At 48.4% G+C, this 21,138-nt stretch carries 17 protein-coding genes; 14 read left to right on the forward strand and 3 right to left on the reverse strand.

From position 1 onward, the window contains the following. Positions 1–10 precede the first annotated feature (10 nt). Together asrC and HNP82_RS03095 are read left to right on the forward strand one after the other, a co-directional pair. On the forward strand, positions 11–973 hold the full coding sequence (gene asrC, locus HNP82_RS03090) for a sulfite reductase subunit C (RefSeq protein ID WP_183771389.1): 963 nt from the start codon (positions 11–13) through the stop codon (positions 971–973). Position 974: 1 nt separating this feature from the next. Continuing rightward, entirely contained in the window at positions 975–1,445 is a 471-nt protein-coding gene (locus tag HNP82_RS03095; RefSeq protein ID WP_087415746.1) for a pyridoxamine 5'-phosphate oxidase family protein, read from the forward strand. A 57-nt stretch (positions 1,446–1,502) separates the two neighbouring features. On the opposite strand, the gene HNP82_RS03100 is transcribed toward HNP82_RS03095, so the two are convergent. Beyond that, on the reverse strand, positions 1,503–2,678 hold the full coding sequence (locus tag HNP82_RS03100) for a hypothetical protein (protein ID WP_243164624.1): 1,176 nt from the start codon (positions 2,676–2,678) through the stop codon (positions 1,503–1,505). Positions 2,679–2,750: 72 nt separating this feature from the next. On the opposite strand from HNP82_RS03100, the gene HNP82_RS03105 reads away from it, so the two are divergent. The 3 genes from HNP82_RS03105 to HNP82_RS03115 all read left to right on the forward strand — a co-directional run bounded on the left by HNP82_RS03105 (position 2,751) and on the right by HNP82_RS03115 (position 5,455). Next, on the forward strand, positions 2,751–3,452 hold the full coding sequence (locus HNP82_RS03105) for an aldo/keto reductase (protein ID WP_330599398.1): 702 nt from the start codon (positions 2,751–2,753) through the stop codon (positions 3,450–3,452). Between the two features lie 47 nt (positions 3,453–3,499). Further along, a complete protein-coding gene (locus tag HNP82_RS03110) occupies positions 3,500–3,799 on the forward strand; it encodes a hypothetical protein (protein ID WP_183771391.1) in 300 nt (99 codons plus the stop codon). A 354-nt stretch (positions 3,800–4,153) separates the two neighbouring features. Beyond that, the gene (locus tag HNP82_RS03115; protein WP_330599399.1) at positions 4,154–5,455 is read left to right on the forward strand and encodes an O-acetylhomoserine aminocarboxypropyltransferase/cysteine synthase family protein; all 1,302 of its coding nucleotides are present in this window, start codon (positions 4,154–4,156) and stop codon (positions 5,453–5,455) included. A 22-nt stretch (positions 5,456–5,477) separates the two neighbouring features. On the opposite strand, the gene HNP82_RS03120 is transcribed toward HNP82_RS03115, so the two are convergent. Continuing rightward, positions 5,478–6,449 carry an AraC family transcriptional regulator gene (locus HNP82_RS03120; protein WP_183771395.1) on the reverse strand — a complete coding sequence of 324 codons (972 nt, stop codon included), beginning with the start codon at positions 6,447–6,449 and terminating at the stop codon, positions 5,478–5,480. A gap of 222 nt (positions 6,450–6,671) precedes the next feature. Here HNP82_RS03120 and rhaB point away from each other — a divergent pair, with 222 nt between their 5' ends. From rhaB to HNP82_RS03145, 5 genes are all read left to right on the forward strand, one after another. Next, positions 6,672–8,090, forward strand: coding sequence for a rhamnulokinase (gene rhaB, locus HNP82_RS03125; protein WP_183771397.1), 1,419 nt, complete (start codon positions 6,672–6,674; stop codon positions 8,088–8,090). 5 nt (positions 8,091–8,095) lie between these two features. Beyond that, positions 8,096–9,352: an L-rhamnose isomerase gene (locus HNP82_RS03130; protein ID WP_183772082.1), complete on the forward strand. Its 1,257-nt coding sequence runs from the start codon at positions 8,096–8,098 to the stop codon at positions 9,350–9,352. Positions 9,353–9,415: 63 nt separating this feature from the next. Further along, the gene (rhaD, locus tag HNP82_RS03135; RefSeq protein ID WP_183771399.1) at positions 9,416–10,243 is read left to right on the forward strand and encodes a rhamnulose-1-phosphate aldolase; all 828 of its coding nucleotides are present in this window, start codon (positions 9,416–9,418) and stop codon (positions 10,241–10,243) included. Between the two features lie 509 nt (positions 10,244–10,752). Continuing rightward, positions 10,753–15,240 (forward strand): acyl-CoA dehydratase activase, encoded by a 4,488-nt coding sequence (locus HNP82_RS03140; protein ID WP_183771401.1) that lies wholly within the window; start codon positions 10,753–10,755, stop codon positions 15,238–15,240. A gap of 79 nt (positions 15,241–15,319) precedes the next feature. Beyond that, positions 15,320–15,724 carry a cupin domain-containing protein gene (locus HNP82_RS03145; protein WP_183771403.1) on the forward strand — a complete coding sequence of 135 codons (405 nt, stop codon included), beginning with the start codon at positions 15,320–15,322 and terminating at the stop codon, positions 15,722–15,724. An 88-nt stretch (positions 15,725–15,812) separates the two neighbouring features. Here the strand turns inward: HNP82_RS03145 and HNP82_RS03150 are convergent, their stop codons facing one another. After that, positions 15,813–16,613, reverse strand: a complete 801-nt coding sequence (locus HNP82_RS03150; RefSeq protein ID WP_183771405.1) for an HAD family hydrolase — start codon at positions 16,611–16,613, stop codon at positions 15,813–15,815. A 186-nt stretch (positions 16,614–16,799) separates the two neighbouring features. On the opposite strand from HNP82_RS03150, the gene HNP82_RS03155 reads away from it, so the two are divergent. From HNP82_RS03155 to HNP82_RS03170, 4 genes are all read left to right on the forward strand, one after another. Continuing rightward, positions 16,800–17,537 carry an ABC transporter ATP-binding protein gene (locus tag HNP82_RS03155; RefSeq protein ID WP_183771415.1) on the forward strand — a complete coding sequence of 246 codons (738 nt, stop codon included), beginning with the start codon at positions 16,800–16,802 and terminating at the stop codon, positions 17,535–17,537. Positions 17,538–17,556: 19 nt separating this feature from the next. Next, the gene (locus HNP82_RS03160) at positions 17,557–18,474 is read left to right on the forward strand and encodes a SufB/SufD family protein (RefSeq protein WP_183771417.1); all 918 of its coding nucleotides are present in this window, start codon (positions 17,557–17,559) and stop codon (positions 18,472–18,474) included. A gap of 101 nt (positions 18,475–18,575) precedes the next feature. Beyond that, positions 18,576–19,838, forward strand: a complete 1,263-nt coding sequence (gene eno / locus HNP82_RS03165; protein WP_183771419.1) for a phosphopyruvate hydratase — start codon at positions 18,576–18,578, stop codon at positions 19,836–19,838. A 123-nt stretch (positions 19,839–19,961) separates the two neighbouring features. After that, positions 19,962–21,074, forward strand: coding sequence for a Gfo/Idh/MocA family protein (locus HNP82_RS03170; RefSeq protein ID WP_183771421.1), 1,113 nt, complete (start codon positions 19,962–19,964; stop codon positions 21,072–21,074). The last annotated feature ends 64 nt before the right edge of the window (positions 21,075–21,138 follow it).

The raw sequence follows: 21,138 nt of genomic DNA on the forward strand, positions 1-21,138 counted from the left end.
GAGGGGTACCATGGATATCAACACAAAAGCATTAAAAAAGAACGCATTCCGTGTCACCAAGGAGCGTGGTATGACCGCCTCCCGAATCCGTGTTCCAGGTGGACATCTGGATGCCAAATATCTCGGAGAGATCCAGAAAATTGCGGAGATCTACGGCAACGGTACGGTTCACATCACCTCCCGTCAGGGCTTTGAAATCCCCGGTATTCCCTTTGAAAAAATGCCGGAGGTCAATGCTGCTCTTCAGAGCCTGATCGACGGGCTGGATATCAATCAGGATGAGGTGGGTTACGGCTATCCCGCCTCTGGAACTCGAAATATCACAGCCTGCGTGGGCAACCGTGTCTGTCCCTACGCTTGTTATGATACCACAGCCTTTGCGCAGCGCATTGAGAAAGCGGTGTTCCCAAATGACCTGCATTTTAAGATCGCTCTGACCGGCTGCCCTAACGACTGCGCAAAGGTGCGGATGCATGACTTTGGCATTATGGGTATGACAGTGCCTCAGTTTGAGCCAGACCGCTGTGTCAGTTGCGAAGCTTGTGTGAAAGCCTGCAAAAAGAAGTCCGTAGAAGCTCTGACACCGGTGAACTTCCGTCCCCAGCGAGACGCACGGCGCTGCATCGGCTGCGGTGAGTGTGTGCTGGCCTGTCCCAATGCCGCATGGACCCGCAGCGATAAAAAGTATTATCGGCTCACACTGCTGGGCAGAACCGGTAAGAAGAATCCCCGCCTGGGTGAAGATTTCATCAAATGGGTGGACGAGGATAGCATTATTAAGATCATTCTCAACACCTATGACTATGTGAAGGAGTACATTGATCCCAACGCTCCCGGTGGCAAAGAACACATAGGCTATATCGTAGACCGAACCGGCTTTGAGGAATTCAAGCGGTGGGCCTTGCGGGATGTCACCCTGCCGGATATCGCAGAAGTTATGACACCCATGTACTGGAAGGGTGTGAAGTATTGATATGCGCCGGAAAGATAGAGAAATTATGGGCGAAGAAATCGAAATGATTCTCCAAAAGGGAGAATACGGAATTCTGTCCACGGTTGGCCAGGATGGAAAGCCGTATGCAGTTCCACTCAGTTATGTCTGGAAGGACGGGCTGATCCATCTGCACTGTGCTGCAAATGTGGGAAAGAAACTCGAAAATATATCCTACTGCTCGGATGTTTGTTTTGTGGTCGTTGGTGATACCACAGTGCAGCCCGAAAAGTTTGGTACTTTGTATGAGAGCGTCATTCTGACCGGTCAAATGATGCCGTCAAAAGATAAGCAGGCCAGCCTGATTGCATTGCTTGAAAAGTACAGCAAAGAATTTCTGGAAAAAGGGATGCAGTACATCCAGGCAGCATGGGACAAGACCGGCGTATATATTATTTACCCCGAACAAATAACCGGAAAAGCGAAACGAACCGCAATGCACAGTAAAGTATAATTTTTTGTGTTCGATGAAAAGAAATTTACAATGCCATAATATCGCTTACAGGTCGAATTACCGTTCCTGCTCTTTGTGCTTTCTCTTATAATGGGTCTGCTGCCCCTTCTGTGCCTGCCGCACCAATCTCCGTACAGCCTGCTGCTCCATTTCTTCATGCAGCATCCGAGAAACCGCCTTTTTGCTGTCAAACATCAAAAGCGGGCTGTACTTCTCGCCGTAAACCTCCTGCGCTCGGTTCTCCGCCTCCTGCTCCTTGCTGGGGCGGATGGCCTGCCTTGCTTCATACAGCTGCACCGGGTCAACGTCCTGAGCCTGCTCCCGAAGCCCGGCATACTCGTCCAGGGCAGCGTCCAGCTCAGCAGAATATTTCTGTTCCTGTTCTTCCAGCCGTTTCAGGCTCTGCTCCATGGCGGCGATGTCTTTGGGAAATTTATCGGCGGCATCTTCCTCGGAATATGCCAGCGACGCCAGAAGCAGATTTTTCTCCGAACGCAGTTCCTCCAAATCCTCTGTCAGTGCCGCAATCTTAGCCGCCAGTTCCCGGTGCCAGAATACATGAACCGCAGAGAGCGCCTTTTTCTCGGAAAGCAGACTGCGGCGCTCCTTCGTCTTATCCCGAATGTCCTTTGCAAGCTGATTGTACTGTGCGAGAGCAGGGCGCAGCGTATTCAGCGAGGTGTTCAGACGCTCCTTGCCTTTGCGGAGATACCTCAGCTGATAGCAGAACAGCAGCAGATTTTTACGCAGATTCTCCATGGCAGCGGCAAGTGCCGGGATGGTATTTTTAACTGCCTGCGCCAGTTTTTTGACCTGCCCTCTCAGTTCACGGAGCAGGGCATTGTCGGTCTTGATCTGCCGGTTCAGTTCGCACCGGTCAGAGATTTCCAGAATAGGACGCACCAGGACACGGCTGCACAGAAAGGCGCCTGCAGCGGAGATCACCATGATCAGCAGCAGTATGAGTGGGAACATTTTCAAAAAGGCTACAGTCAGTTCGCGGCCCGGAGAAACCGGTGCGGTAATACTCAAAGTGCAGGTTTCCGGTCGGTCTGCAAAATTGACTTCCAGTGAGGTTGTCAAAACATTGTCCCGATCACTATTGGGCAAGGAGCCAAAGGATAGAGTTTCCCCTGCCCCGGTAAGAATGACCAACGCCTGATTTTCCAGACTGAATTGCTCCAGGAGTCGGCTTGAATCCCTGTAATCCGACTGGGAAATCTTTTCTGTCAACCGCTGGATTTCTTCTTCAATCCGGCTGCTTGCAACAACCGTGTAGCTTTGAGGAAGAAAGATCATCACTATGTGAACGAAAAAGCTGTAGGCCGGGCAATAAAACAGTCAGGGATCAGCCGGGAAGATATTTTCCTTGAGACAAAACTGTGGCCGGCATTTTATGAGCAGGCGGATGCTGTGGAAAAGACGCTCAAGCGTCTGGATACGGATTATATTGATCTTTTGCTGATTCATCAGCCCTCTGGAAATTATATCGCCGGGTACCAGCTTATGGAAAAAGCCTACAAAGAAGGTAAAGTACGGGCTATCGGCCTCTCAAACTTTACGCCGGAACAGATTCATGAAATCCTCAATATCTGTCAGGTAAAGCCTGCGGTACTTCAGACTGAAGTTCATCCCTACTCCCAGGAAAAAGAACTGAAAAAGTTTCTTGCCGGGGAGAGTATAGTCATTCAGGCATGGTATCCTTTAGGTCACGGGAACAAAACACTGATCCAGGAACCTATATTTACCCGCCTGGGACAAAAGTACGGCAAATCAAACGCCCAGATCATTTTGCGCTGGCATATTCAGGACGGCAATATTGTAATTCCAGGGTCAAAAAACACAAAACATATTAAAGAAAATTTTGACCTCTTTGATTTTTCTCTCACAGACAAGGAGATGAAAGAAATCGCCGCCATGGATCAGCAAAAGCGGTATTATGTCAGCACTCCGGAGCTGTTGAACAGCTACGCAAAAATGGTTCCTCCGGTGGATGAACAGAAATAAGCGGTGTATAAACCGGCGATCAACCATAAGAAAGGGGAACCGTAAAAATGGATGAAAAAATGTTTGTGGTTTGTCACATGCTCTCGTCTTTAGACGGAAAGATTGATGGCGCCTTCTTTGGAACGTCCAAGGCTGCAGCGTCCATAAAAGCCTATGGGGATCTGAGAAATTTCTATCACTGCCAGGCCACCCTTTACGGGACAACGACAATGCTTGGCGGCTATGCCGACGGAAAGCTGGAGAAATCCTTGCCCCAAGATCAGTATATGCTCAGGGACGACTGGATCAATAAAGATGGTACATGCCAAAGGCATTTCATATATATTTGCCGGGAAGGACCGGTTTGACTGCCGCCTGCTGTTAAAAAAGCTCAACTCCTCATTTCATATCAATCGGCTCATGATTGCCGGCGGCGGTATGATAAACTGGTCTTTTCTGCAAGAAGCTGGATGACGACGGTCTGTGGCTCCGATATACAATATTAAAAAAAGGATAAATTCTGATAAAGCCTGGACAGCAACTCCCTCCTGTCCGGGCTTTTTTTCGCACCGATGGAAGGAGATCGGAACTGTTATAGATTAAATCTATAACTGGATATTTTTTTTGAATATTGGAAAAAATAAGGTTTCCATGATAGGATGAGTTCAGAAAACAGATCTCCTCCAGGGAGAACGACAATGATATTATGGAGGTTACAAACAGTGAGAGATATAAAAAATCCTAAAAACTGGAGTTTTGAGACAAAACAGGTTCACGCGGGGCAGGAACAGCCGGATCCGGCCACAGGCGCACGGGCCGTGCCGATTTACGCTACAACATCCTATGTCTTTGAAAATTGCCGCCATGGAGCGGACCTCTTTGCATTAAAGGAATCAGGAAACATTTACAGCAGACTGACCAACCCTACCGAAGATGTATTTGAACAGCGTATCGCCGCTCTGGAAGGAGGTGCGGGAGCCCTGGCCACAGCGTCGGGCGCAGCAGCCATCACATATGCATTTCAGGCATTGGCAAAAGCGGGAGAGCATATTGTGGCCGCGAAAACGATTTACGGCGGAACTTACAATCTGCTGGCCCACACCCTTCCCCTTATGAGCGGGATCACTACAACTTTTGTCGATCCCCAGGAGGAGAACGCCTTTGAAAACGCCATTAAAGAGAATACAAAGGCTATTTTTGTTGAAACTCTGGGAAATCCAAATTCTAACGTGGCGGATATTGAAGGGATCGCCAAAGTTGCCCATAAATATCAGATTCCCCTTGTGGTGGATTCCACTTTCGCCACGCCCTATCTGATCCGGCCCCTGGAACACGGAGCGGACATTGTCATTCATTCCGCCACAAAATTTATTGGCGGACACGGGACTGCCCTGGGAGGCGTTATCATAGACGGAGGATGCTTTGACTGGAAAGCATCAGGAAAATACCCATGGCTTACTCAGGCAAATCCAAGCTATCACGGCGTTTCCTTTGCCGACGCGGTGCCAGAGGCGCCCTTTGTCACCTATGTGCGTGCGGTGATTTTGCGGGATACTGGTGCGGCCATCTCCCCATTTAACGCCTTCCTTTTACTCCAGGGACTGGAGACATTGTCCCTTAGAGTAGAACGCCACGTGGAGAATGCCTTAAAAATCGTGAAATATCTGGCTGCCCATCCCCAGGTGGAAGCTGTGCATCACCCTTCTCTTGAGACAGAACCGACCCACGGCCTGTACCAAAAATATTTTCCGGAGGGCGGAGGTTCAATTTTTACCTTTGAGATTAAAGGGGACAGTCAGAGGGCCCAGATATTTATCGACCATTTGCCTGTTTTTTCTCTTCTGGCCAATGTGGCGGATGTGAAATCCCTCGTTATCCATCCTGCCACAACAACCCACAGTCAGTGTACCACTGAAGAACTGGAAGAGCAGGGCATCCGGCCCAATACTATACGTCTCTCCATAGGCATTGAAAAAGCAGAAGATCTTATCGCCGCTTTAGATGAAGCCTTCAGAGCAATTTAAGAGGCGGCTTTAAGAGGACGGTTTATGATGGGGTTTTGGCGGCCCGAAACTCCCTTGGGGTTTTGCCATATTTTTCCCGAAACTTCCTGTGGAAGAAGCTGCTGTTTTCATAGCCCACACTATGGAAAATGGCTTCGGTGGACAATTGGGTGTTTTTCAGGAGCCATGCCGCCTGGCTCAGCTTGCCATCCATGAGAAGTTCCTTGAAATTTTTCGACGTATGCTTTTTCAAAAGGCGGCTGACGGTGTATGTTTTCTCATGGTGGAGGCGGCAGAAATCTTCCAGTGTTCCCGATCTGTAGTAAATTTCAATATATTTTAAAGCGGAAAACACAAGATGCTGTTCATATTGATTTTCTTCCTCCTTGTTGATGGCGTCCCCAAAATCAAGGAGATTTAGAAATAAAAGACCCATGGAAATTTTATTGATGGTGTTGGCGGTCTGGCTCTTTTTCAGTATCGTCCACACCATATTTTCGATAAGGTTGTTTACCGGGAGGGCGTTTTTCAGATGAAAATGGAGGTAGCTGGACAGGCCGTTGCTTGAGGACAGGGCGGATACAATAAAATTGTACAGGACGTTATGATGGCCCACCATGGCCATGGCCTGGTCAAAAAATTCCGGGAGGATGATAAAATTTACGGCAATATCTTCCATGCCGGCGGGGAGGATTTCCTGAGTCACATTTTGATTCAGCAGAAGAAGATCCCCCTCCTCAAGGACTACCTTTTCCCGGCCGTTAATGATATGGGTCGTTGATCCGGCGCACATGTAGACCATTTCCACGTAGTTGTGGCGGTGGCAGGGAAAATGGATAAACCGGGTGTGCGGCCGGATCTCAATGAGCTGTCCTTTTTCTAAAAGTTTGCGGCTGTCAATAATAAAACTCTGGGAGGATGTATACAGGTCCCTGTTGACGGACATTTTTCCGTCGAGGATCTCTCTTTCTTCCGGCGTCACAGGTCTAAGTAAATTTAATATCTCATTATCCATGGATTTCTCCTTTCAACAGGGATTTTATGTGCAGGCAGGGGTTGCCCGGATGGGCGGGGCTGTTTTGCGGCGGGCAAAACATATGTATCGCAGCCCCCTTTGCGGTTATTTTACCACAGCCTGCAAATAAAGTCCTATTTTTTTTGCTTTCAGGACCTAAAAAAACTGTTGAAAAAGATGTATCCTTAAAACAGATCAAAACAGGAGAGGAGCAAAAAATCCATGAGGACTTTTTTGGCAGTTGATATCGGGGCTTCCAGCGGCCGTCACATTTTTGGCTGGATGGAAGATGGAATATTTCACATGGAAGAAATTTACCGCTTTGACAATGGATTGGTAAATATTGGCGGGAGAGCCTGCTGGGACGCCGGACGTCTGTTTCAGGAAATCCTCCGGGGCATGAAAAAATGCCGGGACACGGGGCGGATTCCGGAAAGCATAGGAATTGACACATGGGCTGTGGATTTTGCCCTTTTGGACAGTGATGGACAGCTTTTAGGGCCTGTGGTCGGTTATCGGGATAACCGGACAGCAGGTATGGATGCTAAAGTTTATGAAAAGATCCCGGAGGGGGAACTGTATCGGCGCACCGGCATTCAGAAACAGATCTTTAATACGATTTATCAGCTTATGGCAGTGAAGGAGCAGACGCCAGAACTTTTGGAAAAGGCAAAGACATTGCTCCTTGTCCCCGATTATTTTCATTTCCTCCTCACAGGGAAAATGTGCTGTGAATATACCAACGCCACCACAACCCAGCTTGTCAATGTGCAGACCAAAGATTGGGACTGGGAGATTATTGAAAAGTGCGGCTACCCTAAAAACATATTTCCTAATATTGCTCAGCCGGGCCATGTTTTGGGAAATCTCACTGAGGAAATACAAAAAATCGTGGGATTTGACTGCCAGGTAGTCCTTCCGGCAACCCACGACACCGGCTCAGCGGTTCTTGCCATGCCCTGCCGGGAAGATACAGGTCTTTATATCAGCTCAGGGACATGGTCCCTCATGGGTACGGAAGTCAAAGAAGCTATCTGCACACAGGAAGCCAGAGCGGCCAACCTGACCAACGAGGGCGGATATGAATTTCGGTTCCGCTTCCTGAAAAATATTATGGGACTTTGGATGATCCAGTGTGTGCGCCATGAAGAAAAAGACGCCTGGTCATTTGCCCAGCTCTGCCAGATGGCTGAGGAGAACCGGGATTTTCCTTCAAGGGTGGACGTTAATGACGGACGTTTTCTGGTGCCAGAGAGTATGGAGGAGGCAGTGAGAGATTACTGCCGCAGTACCGGGCAGGAAGTTCCGAAGACTATTGGAGAGATGGCGTCGGTGATTTATCAGAGCCTTGGACAATCTTACAGTGAGACTTTAGCTCAGCTTGAGGGGATTTGCCAAAGATCCTTTGACTGTATACATATTATCGGGGGCGGCTCCAACGCCGATTATCTCAACCAGGTAACGGCCAATGTTTCCGGGAAAACAGTGGTGGCCGGGCCAACGGAAGCGACGGCCATCGGCAATCTTTTAGTCCAGATGATCCACGGTCAGATTTTTCCCGACTTAAAAGCAGGACGAGAATGTATTTTTAAATCTTTCCCTATAAAAATTTTTAATCCGGAGCAATCGAAAGGAGAATGATCATGATGACAACAAAAGAGCGCTATGAATCCGCCAGAGAAATCTACAGACAGGCAGGAGTTGATACTGACGAGGCGTTAAAAATTCTGAAAGATATTCCAGTGTCCATGCACTGCTGGCAGGGGGACGACGTCATCGGTTTTGACCAGAGAGGGGCGTTGAGCGGAGGCATCCAGACCACCGGCAATTATCCGGGAAAGGCGAGAACACCCCAGGAACTTATGGACGATATTGACAAAGTGTTATCTTTAGTTCCTGGCAGGACGAAACTGAACCTTCATGCAAGCTACGCTATTTTTGAGGAGGGAGAGTTTGCCGACAGGGACGCCATCGAGCCGAAACACTTTGCCAAGTGGGTGGAATTTGCCAGAGAAAGACATATGGGCATTGACTTTAATCCCACATTTTTCTCCCATCCCATGGTTAAAGATAATCTCACGCTGTCAAGCCCGGACCCGGAGGTGCGCAAATTCTGGATACGCCACGGACAGGCATGCTTAAAGATCGCCCAGTATTTTGCCGAGGAACTCGGCCAGCCCTGTGTGATGAATATATGGATTCCTGATGGATATAAAGATATTCCCGCGGACCGGCTGACGCCGAGAAAACGATTTAAAGAGTCCCTGGATGAGATTCTTGGTATCCCCTACGATAAAGAAAAAGTTCTCGTATGCCTTGAATCCAAAGTATTCGGCATCGGCATGGAATCTTACACTGTAGGATCCTCTGAGTTTACTGTAAATTACGCGGCAAGCCGGGGTATCCTTCCTCTGATGGATAACGGACATTATCACCCCACAGAGGTTGTATCTGATAAAATATCTTCAATGCTGCTGTTTTTTGATAAGATCGCGCTCCACGTTACACGGCCGGTGCGCTGGGATTCCGACCATGTAGTCCTCTTTGATGATGAGACAAAGGAGATCGCCAAAGAGATTGTGCGCAACGACGCCCTGGAAAGAGTCATGATCGGCCTGGACTTTTTCGACGCCAGCATTAACCGTATTGCCGCCTGGACCGTAGGCATGCGCAGTTTCCGCAAAGCTCTTCTCTATGCTCTGCTGACGCCTAATAAAAAGCTGGCCGATTTCCAGGAAGAAGGCCGCCTGACAGAAGTCCTTCTCATCCAGGAGGAGATGAAGACCTATCCTTTCGGCGATGTATGGGATTATTTCTGTGAGAGCTGCGGTGTTCCGGTGCGGGAGACATGGTATGACGATGTGAAAGCCTACGAGGAACAGGTTTTAAGCAAAAGAGATTAGTGTGGCGCCAGGCCGCGATAAGTGGTATCATAAGATCATTAATATATGGAAGGAAAAGGAAAAATGAGAGTATTAGATGCTGAATTTACAAAAGGATTTATACGGATGTGCAACGACGGATGGGAGCAGGGCTGGCATGAGCGCAACGGCGGCAATCTGTCCTACCGCATTAAAGATGAAGAAATCGAAAGCGTTAAAGACGATCTGAGCTTTGACGGGGAGTGGAAGGCTATCGGGACTTGCGTTCCACAGCTTGCCGGAGAGTTCTTTCTCGTCACAGGCAGCGGCAAATTTTTTCGCAATGTGATCCTTAAACCGGAGGAGAGTATTGGGATCATTAAAGTGGACGGCAGCGGCGAAAATTATCAGATCTGCTGGGGCCTTGAGGGCGGCGCACGTCCAACCAGCGAACTTCCAAGCCACCTGATGAACCACGAAGTGAAAAAGAGAGTGACCAACGGACAGCACAGAGTCATCTACCATGCTCACACCCCCAATGTTATCGCCCTGACTTTTGTTCTCCCTCTCACCAGCGAAGTGTTCACAAGAGAATTGTGGGAGATGGCTACAGAGTGCCCGGTAGTTTTCCCTGACGGCATCGGCGTTGTGGACTGGATGGTTCCCGGCGGCAGAGATATTGCCGTAAAGACAAGCGAATTAATGGAAGATTTCAACGTGGCCATCTGGGCTCATCACGGAATGTTCTGCTCCGGCGAGGACTTTGACATTACCTTCGGCCTGATGCACACTGTGGAGAAATCCGCCCAGATCCTTGTAAAGGTTATGTCCATGGGACAGCCAAAACGCCAGACTATTTCGCCGGACAATTTCCGCGATCTTGCCAAAGATTTCCATGTGACCTTGCCGGAAAAATATTTATACGAAAAATAATCCATATAAATTTTTAAGGGCGTTAGGCCCTTAATTGCCGGTCTGCTCCCCAAAAATCGAAAAAGCCGCAGATGAAAGAAGTGTTTCGCCACTTTTGACATCGGCGGTTTTTCCATTACTATTCACAGTCCCTCCACGCTGCATTCGCAATCTCGTCTGCTTTGCAGTTCGATTTGAAGCAGTTACCCATCTTCTTGTGAGCAAGCTTGACGAATCTGTGTATCTGCTTCAAATCGACTGTGAATAGTAACGCTTTATCACAAATTTGGAGAACTGGTGTCTTGACATCTTTATTTCTCTCAGTTAAAATACAACTTAAATATTTTGGCAAAATTCTACAAATTTTGCGGTCTTATATACAGTTAATCTTTATTCCCTATTTCACATTCAGTTCTCGGAATATATCCATTTTTAAGGCATTAACATTTAGGGATTTTTTGGCCTATAAATGAAATACATTGCTATTAAACTGAAAAACTGAACGCAAGGAAAAGAAAGTAAGTGAGAGAATGATAAATAACACAAAAGAAAATATCAATCAGGGAAAGTTGCTGGTTGGCATTGACGTGGGTTCCACAACGACGAAGGTTGTCGCTGTGGATGGGGCAAAAGGAACCCTTCTCTACTCAGATTACCGCAGACACCATGCCGATCAGTTTCAGAGCATTATTAACGTGCTGGAGCAGATGAACCAACGTTTTCCGGGGAATTTTTTACAGGTAGCCCTTACCGGTTCCGGCGCTAAGCCGATCGCTAAAAAGCTGGGACTCACCTTTGTTCAGGAAGTGGCCGCCAACGCGGAGGCATTGAAAAGTCAGTATAACAGTATACAGACGGCCATTGAGCTGGGCGGTCAGGACGCCAAGATGATCTTTTTTGGAAAAGATGAAGTCACCGGGGCGCTGACTGTGTCGGATATGCGCATGAACGGAAGCTGCGCCGGAGGAACCGGCGCTTTTATTGATGAGATCGCTTCTGTCCTCAAAGTTCCGGTGGAAGAGTTTAACGCGCTGGCAGGGAAGGGCCAGTGTGTCTACGACATTTCCGGACGTTGCGGCGTATATGCCAAAACGGATATACAGCCCCTTTTAAATCAGGGAATTGCCAAGGAGGATCTTGCCCTGTCCGCTTTTCACGCCATCGCCAAGCAGACCATCGGCGGTCTCGCCCAGGGCCTGGAGATCAAGCCTCCGGTGGCTTTTGCGGGCGGTCCTTTAACTTTTAACCCGGTTTTAGTCCAGGTTTTTGCCCAGAGACTTGGCCTTTCAAAAGAGGATGTCCTGGTTCCGCCCCATTCAGAATTGATAGTGGCTTACGGCGCGGCACTCTCCATGAAAAATATACCCTCCGCCAGAGTATGCTCTACGGCGGGAAAACTTCTTGAAATATTAAATTCCCAAAAGACTTCCTCTGTCAGTACGGCCATGTCTGAGGCAAAACCTCTGTTTGAATCGGAGGAGGAGAAGCTGGCCTTTTTAGAGAGGCATAAAAAGCCGGAGCGGGATTTCGGCGATATGGAAAAGGCTCAGGACGTCTGTGGATATTTAGGCATTGATTCGGGAAGTACCACGACAAAATTTGTTCTTGTGGATAAAAATGAAAATATTTTGGACTGTTTTTATGCCCCAAATGAAGGAACTCCCTTGGATGTGGCCAGAAAGGCGCTGATTCAAATGCGGGATAAGTATAAAAGGGCAGGAAAACAGCTTCGTATTCTGGCTGCGGGAACCACTGGCTACGGGGAAGTCCTTTTTGCCAAGGCCTTTGGGGCGGATTACCACACGGTGGAGACTGTCGCCCATGCCCGGTCCGCTGAAAAGTATGTCAAAGATGCCACCTTTATTTTAGATATTGGCGGACAGGACATGAAAGCCATCTGGCTGGACCATGGGATCATCACCAACATTCTTGTCAATGAGGCATGTTCTTCGGGATGTGGCTCTTTCCTTGAAAACTTTGCCTCCACCCTCCACATCCCTGTGGGAAAAATTGCCGAAGCCGTTTTTGCCTCCAAACATCCGGCAGTCCTTGGCAGCCGGTGTACCGTATTTATGAACAGCAGTATTATCACTGAACAGCGAAACGGCCGCAGGGGCGAAGATATTATGGCCGGACTGTGCCGTTCCATTATTGAAAATGTATTTACAAAAGTAGTGCGTTTGTCCAATGTGGACGCTCTCGGCGATAAAATCGTCGTTCAGGGAGGAACCTTTGAAAATGACGCGGTGCTTCGCGCCCTGGAGGAGTACATTGGAAAGGAAGTGACGCGTGCGCCTTATCCGGGACTTATGGGCGCCATCGGCGTGGCCCTGATCGCCAAAGAGCAGTATGAGAAAGCTCCGGCCCAGAGTACTTTTATCGCCCTGGACGAACTGGACAGCTTTTCCTATCATCAGGAGGCCAACAAACCTTGTCCTTTCTGTACCAATCACTGTAAACGGACGATTTTAACCTTCTCCAACGGGCAATCCTGGATTACCAATAACCGATGCGAGCGTGGAGAAATTTTAGGAGATCCAAAAGAGGAAGCCGTTAAAAAACAGCTTAAACAGAAGCGGGAAAAAGCTCGGAAGATCCCCAACCTGTTTAAAGACCGTCAAAAGCTTCTTTTTCAGGATTACGACTGTCCCAGGTTGCTGCCCGACCAAAAGGTCACTATCGGTATGCCCCGGATTCTGTCTTTTTGGGAGACGGCGCCCTTTTGGACAACCTTCTGGAAAAGTCTTGGCTTTGGCGTTGTATTCTCAGATTTCAGCACCCGGAAGATTTATGAGGACGGGCTATCTGCGGTAACGTCAGATACGGTATGTTTTCCGGCAAAACTTGTCCACGGACATCTGAGAAACTTAAAAGCTAAAGGGGTGGACCGGATTTTTATGCCCATCATCACAACGGTGCCCTCGGAGAACACAGAGGAGACAAGCCAGTCTATGTGCGCAATTGTCAAGGGATATCCTCTGGTTATTAAAAACTCAGACAATCCTGAGGAACACTGGGGCATCCCCTATGACGCCCCCATGTTTCACTGGTATACTCAGGAAGATAAGCAGCTCCAGCTTATAAAATATATGAGCGAAACCTTTCATATTTCCAGGAGAGATACAATAAAGGCCATGGAGGCCGGGGACCGGGCCCAGGAATCCTTTTCCCGCCAATTAAAGGAGCGGGGCGCTGCGGTCATTGACCAGGTGAAGAAAGAGCATGCCTTTGCTGTTGTCCTGGCCTCCCGGCCCTATCAAAATGACGCCCTGGTTAACCATGAACTTCCGGAAATGTTTGCAGGATACGGTATCCCTGTACTGACGGCGGATTCCCTCCCGGAGGTCAACAGAGTTGACCTGAGCAAAAGCCGTCTGGACATTGTGAACAATTACCACGCCAGAATGCTTTCCGGGGCTATTACAGCCGCTGAGGAGGACGCTCTGGAATATGTGCAGATTGTCAGTTTCGGCTGCGGACACGATGCCTACCTCTCCGATGAGATCATTCGTCTTATGAATGAGATCTCCAAAAAGACGCCTCTGGTTCTGAAAGTGGACGAGAGCGATGTTCAGGGGCCGCTGCGCATCCGCGTGCGCTCATTTTTGGAGACTGTAGCCATGAAACGGAGCCGGGGACTGACGGGAAAGCCGGAGCCTCTTAAAGATCCTTATCCGGTTAAATACACAAAAGACGACCGGAAGCTGCGGACAGTGCTGGTACCCAATACATCCCACGCCTTTTCCAGGATCATGGCGGCGGTATTTGCTTCCCAGGGAATTAAGGCAGTGCCTTTGGAGCTTGGCCGGGAAGAGGCCATCCGTCTTGGGAAAAAGTACGTTCACAATGATATTTGTTTTCCGGCCCAGATTGTTATCGGAGAGGCTCTGGCCGCCCTAAAAAGCGGCAAATATGACCCGGATACAACTGCCATAGGTATGGCAAAATATATTGGCGACTGCCGGCTGACCCATTACAGTTCATTGCTGAGGAAGGCCCTGGATGACGCGGGATTTGAGAAGGTCCCCATATTGACCAATGATGACACCGACGCCCACAATCTCCATCCAGGATTTTGCTTAAACGTTACGTCTGCTCTGCGCATTGTCTACGCGATGCCTATGATCGACGCTCTGGAAGAGCTGCTGCGAAAGATTCGTCCTTACGAGCTGACGCGCGGCAGCGCGGACCAGGCTTTTGAGAGAGCTATGGACGCTCTTGTGGACGGCCTTGAACACGGCGGAGTAGCTGGCGCCAAGGAAGGTTTTAAGAAGGCTATAGAGATGATGAAAGAGGTAGCCTACGACCGCTCCCATGTCAGACCTCAGGTGCTGATTGTAGGAGAGTACCTGCTGAATTTTCATCCGGGGGCCAATCACGATATTGAAAGATATCTGGAGGATAACGGATTTGAAGTCATCGAGGCTAAAATGACCGACGTCATCCGCAAGACTTATTTTTACCAGGACAGCCAGATTAAAGAATACCATGTACACCGGGGACTGGCGAAGCGAGTCTTGTTTTTTGCGGAAGACCATATTTTCAATCTGGCTCACGACACTACAGATAAGATTGCCAAAAGCCACCCATTATATCATCCGGCCTGCCGGATGCAGGAACTGGTGGGTGAGAGCGATCCTATTATTCACCATACATTTGACGCCGGCGAAGGCGTGCTGATTCCGGCGGAAATTCTCCATCACGCAAAGGAAGGATGCCGGACCTTTGTCATCCTCCAGCCCTTTGGATGCCTTCCAAATCATGTGGTAGGGCGGGGAATTTCCAAAAAGTTAAAGGCGGTCTACCCGGATGCCCAGATCCTTCCTCTGGACTATGATCCGGACGTAAGCTTTGCCAACATTGAAAACCGGCTGCAAATGCTTGTAATGAACATGAGAGCAGCTCAAAGCATGGAAGCTGCCAAAACCGAGAACACAAAACCAAGAAACCATCTGTCTGGTCTGCTGAAAAAAGAAGGCAAAGAGCGTCTGTCCCAGGCTCCTGTAACCGGCTCATAATAAACATGAGACAAGCGCTGGATTTGTCGGCACCTCATGAACATAATGCGGGAGGCGTTACACATGGATACAGAAAAAAATGAAACAGGACTTAGGCGGCGGAAACGTATTTGAGATCGGTGATCCCAACACAGCTTTCGCCCAGTATTTTATCGGACAGAGTTATCTGAAAATGCTCACTACAGAGAGAGTAAGCGTAGGCAACGTGACCTTTGAGCCTGGATGCCGCAATAACTGGCACATTCATCACAAAGGCGGGCAGATTCTTTTAGTTACCGGAGGCCGGGGCTATTACCAGGAATGGGGCAAGGAAGCCCGTGAACTTCATGCAGGCGATGTTGTAAATATTCCGCCGGAAGTAAAACACTGGCACGGCGCCGCGAAGGACAGATGGTTCCAGCATCTGGCCATTGAAGTGCCGGCAGAGGGCGCGTCCAACGAGTGGCTTGAAGCGGTTTCAGATGAAGAATATAATAAATTATAATTAAGCAACAGTTCGTCCGTCAGGAATGAGCAGGACGAACTGTTGCCACAGGACACTGGCCGGGCCGCTTTGGCGCCGGCCAGTTTTTTTAAATAAGCTGAAAATGGGCCAATGCCTTGTACACTCCATCCCGGCCAACGTCATCGGTAATATAGCTGCAGGTTTCCAGGATGATTTTGTCGCTGTTTCCCATGGCAATACTGTGGGGGACATATTCCAGCATAGCCAGGTCGTTGGTGCTGTCTCCCAGAGCGTAACAGTTTTCGAGGGGGATGTTCAGGCGGTCACACAAAAATCCGATACCTGTGGCTTTAGAATATCCCCGCTGGATAATTTCAGCCACATGATTTCCCCGGTCAATATATTCCAGGTATGGATCGCTGAACTTGCGGAAACTTTCCACATCGCTGTCCGGCTGAATATAGGCAAGGATCTTGTCGTATGTAAATGTGGGATCGTAAATATTTTCCGGAAGATCATATGCTTTCGCACCAAAAACTTTGCGCACAGTGGCCATGATTTCCGGGGATGGGGCTGAGGCATCTGTGTCAAAATAAATATGATTATTTTCCTCATAAAAGGCCGGAATACGGCATTGGCGCAGCTTTTCGATCAGTTGGATGCACAGCGCATGGTCGATGGTGTGGGATAAAAGACACTGGCCTTTATAGAAAATATAGGTACCGCAGCCGCAGACGTAGCCGTCAAATGGCAGCGCGTGTATAAAGGGATCAATATTAAAACTTGTCCGACCGGTATTGATAAAAAGGAGATGTCCTTTTTCACTGGCCAACGCTAAAGCTTCCTTTGTACTTTCCGGGACATCTTGCCATCCCTGGGGCAGAAGGGTACCGTCAATATCAAAAAAGATCATTTTTTTATCTGTCATTAAAGTTTCACCTCATGTTTTTGTAAAAAAGACAACACGGGAATTATTATGCATGAAAACACATATTTTCGCAAGTTTTTTCTCAATAGGCTTTGATCTTTTTTCCTGTTCTTGTAATTTTTATATAATTGCCTTATAATACATATCGGGCAGAAATGCTTTTAAAAAAGAGGAAGGAGCAGAAAAATGCTTGAATTACGCAATATTTCTTTTGATGTTGACGAAAACAGTAAAACAAAAGGAATACTTAAAAATATTAATCTGACACTTGAAGATAATAAATTTGTTGTAGTCACTGGTCCAAACGGCGGCGGAAAATCCACCCTGGCCAAGATCATCGCTGGGATTGAGACACCTTCCCAGGGACAGATCTTTTGGAACGGGGAGGATATTACCCAGTTAAACGTGACAGAGCGGGCAAAACGTGGGATCAGCTATGCTTTTCAACAGCCGGTCCGTTTTAAAGGAATTACTGTATTTGATCTGATCCAGTTGGCGACAGGCAAGCCTATCAATGTGGACAAAGCCTGTGAGTACCTGTCAGCGGTAGGCCTGTGCGCCAAAGACTATATCCGCAGGGAAGTCAACGCAAGCCTCTCCGGCGGTGAATTAAAACGTATCGAGATCGCCACAGTTATGGCGCGGAATACCGCCATGACTATTTTTGACGAGCCTGAGGCTGGGATCGACCTGTGGAGCTTCCAGAATCTGATCCAGGTTTTTGAAAAGCTCCATGAGCAAAACCATGGCAATATTATGATCATTTCCCATCAGGAGCGTATCCTCAATATTGCCGATGAGATCGTCATGATCGCTGACGGACAGCTCAGGGACAGAGGCCCCAGAGAAGAGATGCTGCCAAAGATTTTCGGGCAGATCGACCGGCCGGAAGGCTGCGGATGCAGATATTACGAACAGTGTTGACAGATGGGAGGAATCAATCATGGATGAGATCAGATTACAGTTATTAAAGGAAGTTGCGGGCCTTCATGATATTCCTGAGGGTGCTTACAATATCCGCGAAAACGGCAAGAGTATCGGCCGCCAGTCTACCGAGGAGATTGAGATTGTCCCTATGGAGGATGGCAGTGGTTTAAATATTTATGTAAAGCCGGGAACAAAGAAAAAAAGTCTCCACATCCCGGTGATTATCAGCCAGTCCGGACTGAGCGAGGTTGTCTACAATAATTTCCACATTGGCGAGGACTGCGATGTAACCATTATAGCCGGGTGCGGCATTCACAACGGCGGCAGCGCCGACAGCCGCCACGATGGCATCCACAGCTTTTATATCGGTGAAAACTCCCGTGTAAAATATGTGGAGAAACATTATGGCATGGGAGATGGCAACGGCGAGAGGATCATGAATCCTGAAACTAATGTGGAAATGGCTAAAAACAGCTACATGGAGATGGAGACTGTTCAGATCAAAGGCGTCGATTCCACCATTCGCAAGACTCATGCCAAGCTGGCCGAAGGCGCTAAGATTGTCATTACAGAGCGGCTCATGACCCACGGAAAACAGACGGCGGAAAGCTATTTTGACGTGACCCTGGACGGGGAAGATTCGGGAGCAAACTTAATCTCAAGGGCTGTTGCCAAGGAAAATTCCTACCAGAAGTTTGTCTCTAAGATTATCGGAAACACGGTCTGCAGCGGCCACTCTGAGTGCGATGCCATTATTATGGATCACGCCAAAATTGAGGCTATACCTGAGCTGACTGCCAACAGCACAGAGGCGGCGTTAATCCACGAGGCTGCCATCGGAAAAATTGCCGGCGAGCAAATTACAAAGCTGATGACTTTAGGTCTGTCAGAGGCTGAGGCTGAGGAAAAGATAGTTGAAGGATTTTTAAGATAATACGGCCACCATAAACATCAGGCTTTTGAAACAACCGGCTGAAAATGTATAAGAATCTCCCTGGACGTTTATACTATAAAAAATGTCAAGGGAGGTTTTTTATGCCATTTATTAAATCCATATATGCCAGAGAAGTGCTGGACTCCAGGGGATATCCCACAGTGGCCGTGGAAGTTTGCGCACAGTGCGGCATGGCTGCTGGAGCCATTGTTCCGGCCGGATCCTCCACAGGAATTTACGAGGCCCTGGATCTTCGGGATATGGAAGAAAAGCGCTATCTGGGCCAGGGTGTCAAAAAAGCGGTAGAGCATGTGAATCAAACCATCGCCCCACAGCTTTGCGGCATGTGTATCTTCGATCAGGTAGGTATCGACCAGGCTATGTCTCTTCTGGATGGCACAGATAATAAAGGAAATCTGGGCGCCAACAGTATTCTTGGTGTGTCTTTGGCCTGCGCGAAAACTGCGGCAGCCTGCCTCTCCATGCCGCTGTACCGGTATGTGGGCGGCTGCTTTGCCCGGCGGCTCCCTGTTCCGATGATCACTATGATCAGCGGGGGAAAACATGCCAACAACGGCTTGAGTTTTCAGGAGTTTATGATCATGCCTGCGGGTACAGACTGTTTCCGGGAAGGCGTCCGCGTGGGCGCAGAGGTTTTTCATCATCTTGGCCGGATCTTGGATATGGAAGGCTATTCTACAGCCGTGGGAGCGGAAGGGGGCTATGCCCCGGATATTTCCTCCAACGAAAAGGCGCTGGCCCTGATTATTCAAGCCATTGTCAAAGCCGGATATCAGCCGGGAAAGGACGTGGTCCTGGCTCTGGACGCTGCCGCCACTGAATTTTGGATCAATGGGAAATATTGTCTGTCCCAGAAGGAAAATATGTCTATGACTACCGGTGAATTGATCCAGTATTATCATTATCTGTGCGATAAATTCCCCATACGGGCCATTGAGGATGGGATGGATCAGGATGACTGGGAAGGATGGTGTGGACTGACTGTGGAACTTGGGCAGAAAGTATCTATTATCGGCGATGACTTTTTTGTGTCCAGTCCGTCCAGAATCCAGATGGGCGTTCAAAAGAGGGCCGGCACAGGAGTTTTAATTAAACCGAACCAGGCCGGTACGCTGACCCAAGCCATGGCGGCGGCGGATTTTGCCAGAAATGCCGGATATGAAGTGATCTTTTCCCACCGCTTGGGGGATAGTGAGGATACGACTATCTCTGACCTGGCAGTAGCATTAAATACAGAAAAAATAAAGATCGGAGCCCTATGCCGGGCTGAGCGCACCGCCAAATATAACCGGCTGTTAAAAATTGAGGAAGAGCTGGGGGAGACGGCGCTGTACAGTCATTAAAGACTTTTGTTTCTTTTTCTGAAAATAACCTAAAAGATTTGCAAAACCACCAAAAAAATGCTAATATGTGTTTGGTGATTTAGTAAAATAAGTCAAAAACGCATAAGGAGATGCAAGAAAACTATGAAAAATGGCAAAGTTCAGATTGGTATCATCGGCTGCGGTGGTATCGCAAACCAAAAACATTTACCATCTCTTCGTACTCAGAAAGACCGTGTAGACCTGGTTGCTTTCTGCGATCTTATTGAAGAGAGAGCTGTGAAAGCAGCAAAAGAATACGGCACACCCGATGCAAAGGTATACACAGATTATAAAGAATTACTGGCAGATCCTGAAATTGATGCTGTCAATGTCCTTACACCCAACGTTGCCCATTGCCCGATCACTGTGGACGCTTTTAAAGCAGGCAAGCATGTCATCTGTGAAAAACCAATGGCTCACAATCCTCAAGCCGCGAAAGAAATGATCGACGCATGGAAAGCATCGGGAAAGAAATTTACTATCGGTTATCAGAACCGTTTCAGACCTGAGGTTCAGGCACTCCACAAATCCTGTGAAGAAGGGGAATTGGGAGATATCTACTACGCCAAAGCTCACGCTGTGCGCCGCAGAGCTGTTCCAACCTGGGGTGTATTCCCTAACAAAGCCCTTCAGGGCGGCGGCCCCCTTATCGACATCGGAACCCATGCCCTGGATATTACATTGTGGTGCATGAACAATTATGAACCTGACCGTGTCACAGGTTCCGTATATTATAAATTAGGACACCTTCCCCAGGCTACAGAAGGCAACCTTTTTGGACCATGGGACCCAGAGACTTATGAAGTAGAAGACTCCGCTTTCGGATTCATCAAAATGAAAAACGGGGCAACTATTGTCCTTGAAGCATCCTGGGCTCTGAATATTCTTGAATCCAGGGAAGCATCCACCACACTTTGCGGAACAAAAGCCGGCGCTGAGATCCGCTCCGGCATGAGCTTTAAAGACAACGAACTGATCTATAACAGAGGCAAAAACAACCTTCTCATGGAAGAACATATTTCCGGCTCCGGCCAGGTCGCCTATTTTGAAGGCGGCGCCTCCGAACCCGGCGCTCTGGAAGCAAAACAGTGGATCGACTGCATTATCGACCCAAGCAAAGATCCGTTAGTGCTGCCTGAGCAGGCGTTTGTAGTTACAGAAATCCTCGACGCTATCTACAAATCTGACGCTGAAGGCAAAGAGATCGTTTTTTAAAAGAAAACAGTAGAAATTAAAAAACAGTAGAAACTAAAAATAAAAGCGCGTCCCGGCGGCACAA

It is taken from the genome of Catenibacillus scindens (assembly GCF_014202115.1).
Taxonomy (GTDB): Bacteria; Bacillota; Clostridia; order Lachnospirales; family Lachnospiraceae; genus Catenibacillus; species Catenibacillus scindens.

Excerpts from the sequence above, each read along its gene's own strand:
- asrC (WP_183771389.1), top strand. The coding sequence starts at position 11 with ATGGATATCAACACAAAAGCATTAAAAAAGAACGCATTCCGTGTCACC.
- HNP82_RS03095 (WP_087415746.1), top strand. The coding sequence starts at position 975 with ATGCGCCGGAAAGATAGAGAAATTATGGGCGAAGAAATCGAAATGATT.
- HNP82_RS03110 (WP_183771391.1), top strand. The coding sequence starts at position 3,500 with ATGGATGAAAAAATGTTTGTGGTTTGTCACATGCTCTCGTCTTTAGAC.
- HNP82_RS03120 (WP_183771395.1), bottom strand. The coding sequence starts at position 6,449 with ATGGATAATGAGATATTAAATTTACTTAGACCTGTGACGCCGGAAGAA.
- rhaB (WP_183771397.1), top strand. The coding sequence starts at position 6,672 with ATGAGGACTTTTTTGGCAGTTGATATCGGGGCTTCCAGCGGCCGTCAC.
- HNP82_RS03130 (WP_183772082.1), top strand. The coding sequence starts at position 8,096 with ATGACAACAAAAGAGCGCTATGAATCCGCCAGAGAAATCTACAGACAG.
- rhaD (WP_183771399.1), top strand. The coding sequence starts at position 9,416 with ATGAGAGTATTAGATGCTGAATTTACAAAAGGATTTATACGGATGTGC.
- HNP82_RS03140 (WP_183771401.1), top strand. The coding sequence starts at position 10,753 with ATGATAAATAACACAAAAGAAAATATCAATCAGGGAAAGTTGCTGGTT.
- HNP82_RS03145 (WP_183771403.1), top strand. The coding sequence starts at position 15,320 with ATGAAACAGGACTTAGGCGGCGGAAACGTATTTGAGATCGGTGATCCC.
- HNP82_RS03150 (WP_183771405.1), bottom strand. The coding sequence starts at position 16,613 with ATGACAGATAAAAAAATGATCTTTTTTGATATTGACGGTACCCTTCTG.
- HNP82_RS03155 (WP_183771415.1), top strand. The coding sequence starts at position 16,800 with ATGCTTGAATTACGCAATATTTCTTTTGATGTTGACGAAAACAGTAAA.
- HNP82_RS03160 (WP_183771417.1), top strand. The coding sequence starts at position 17,557 with ATGGATGAGATCAGATTACAGTTATTAAAGGAAGTTGCGGGCCTTCAT.
- eno (WP_183771419.1), top strand. The coding sequence starts at position 18,576 with ATGCCATTTATTAAATCCATATATGCCAGAGAAGTGCTGGACTCCAGG.
- HNP82_RS03170 (WP_183771421.1), top strand. The coding sequence starts at position 19,962 with ATGAAAAATGGCAAAGTTCAGATTGGTATCATCGGCTGCGGTGGTATC.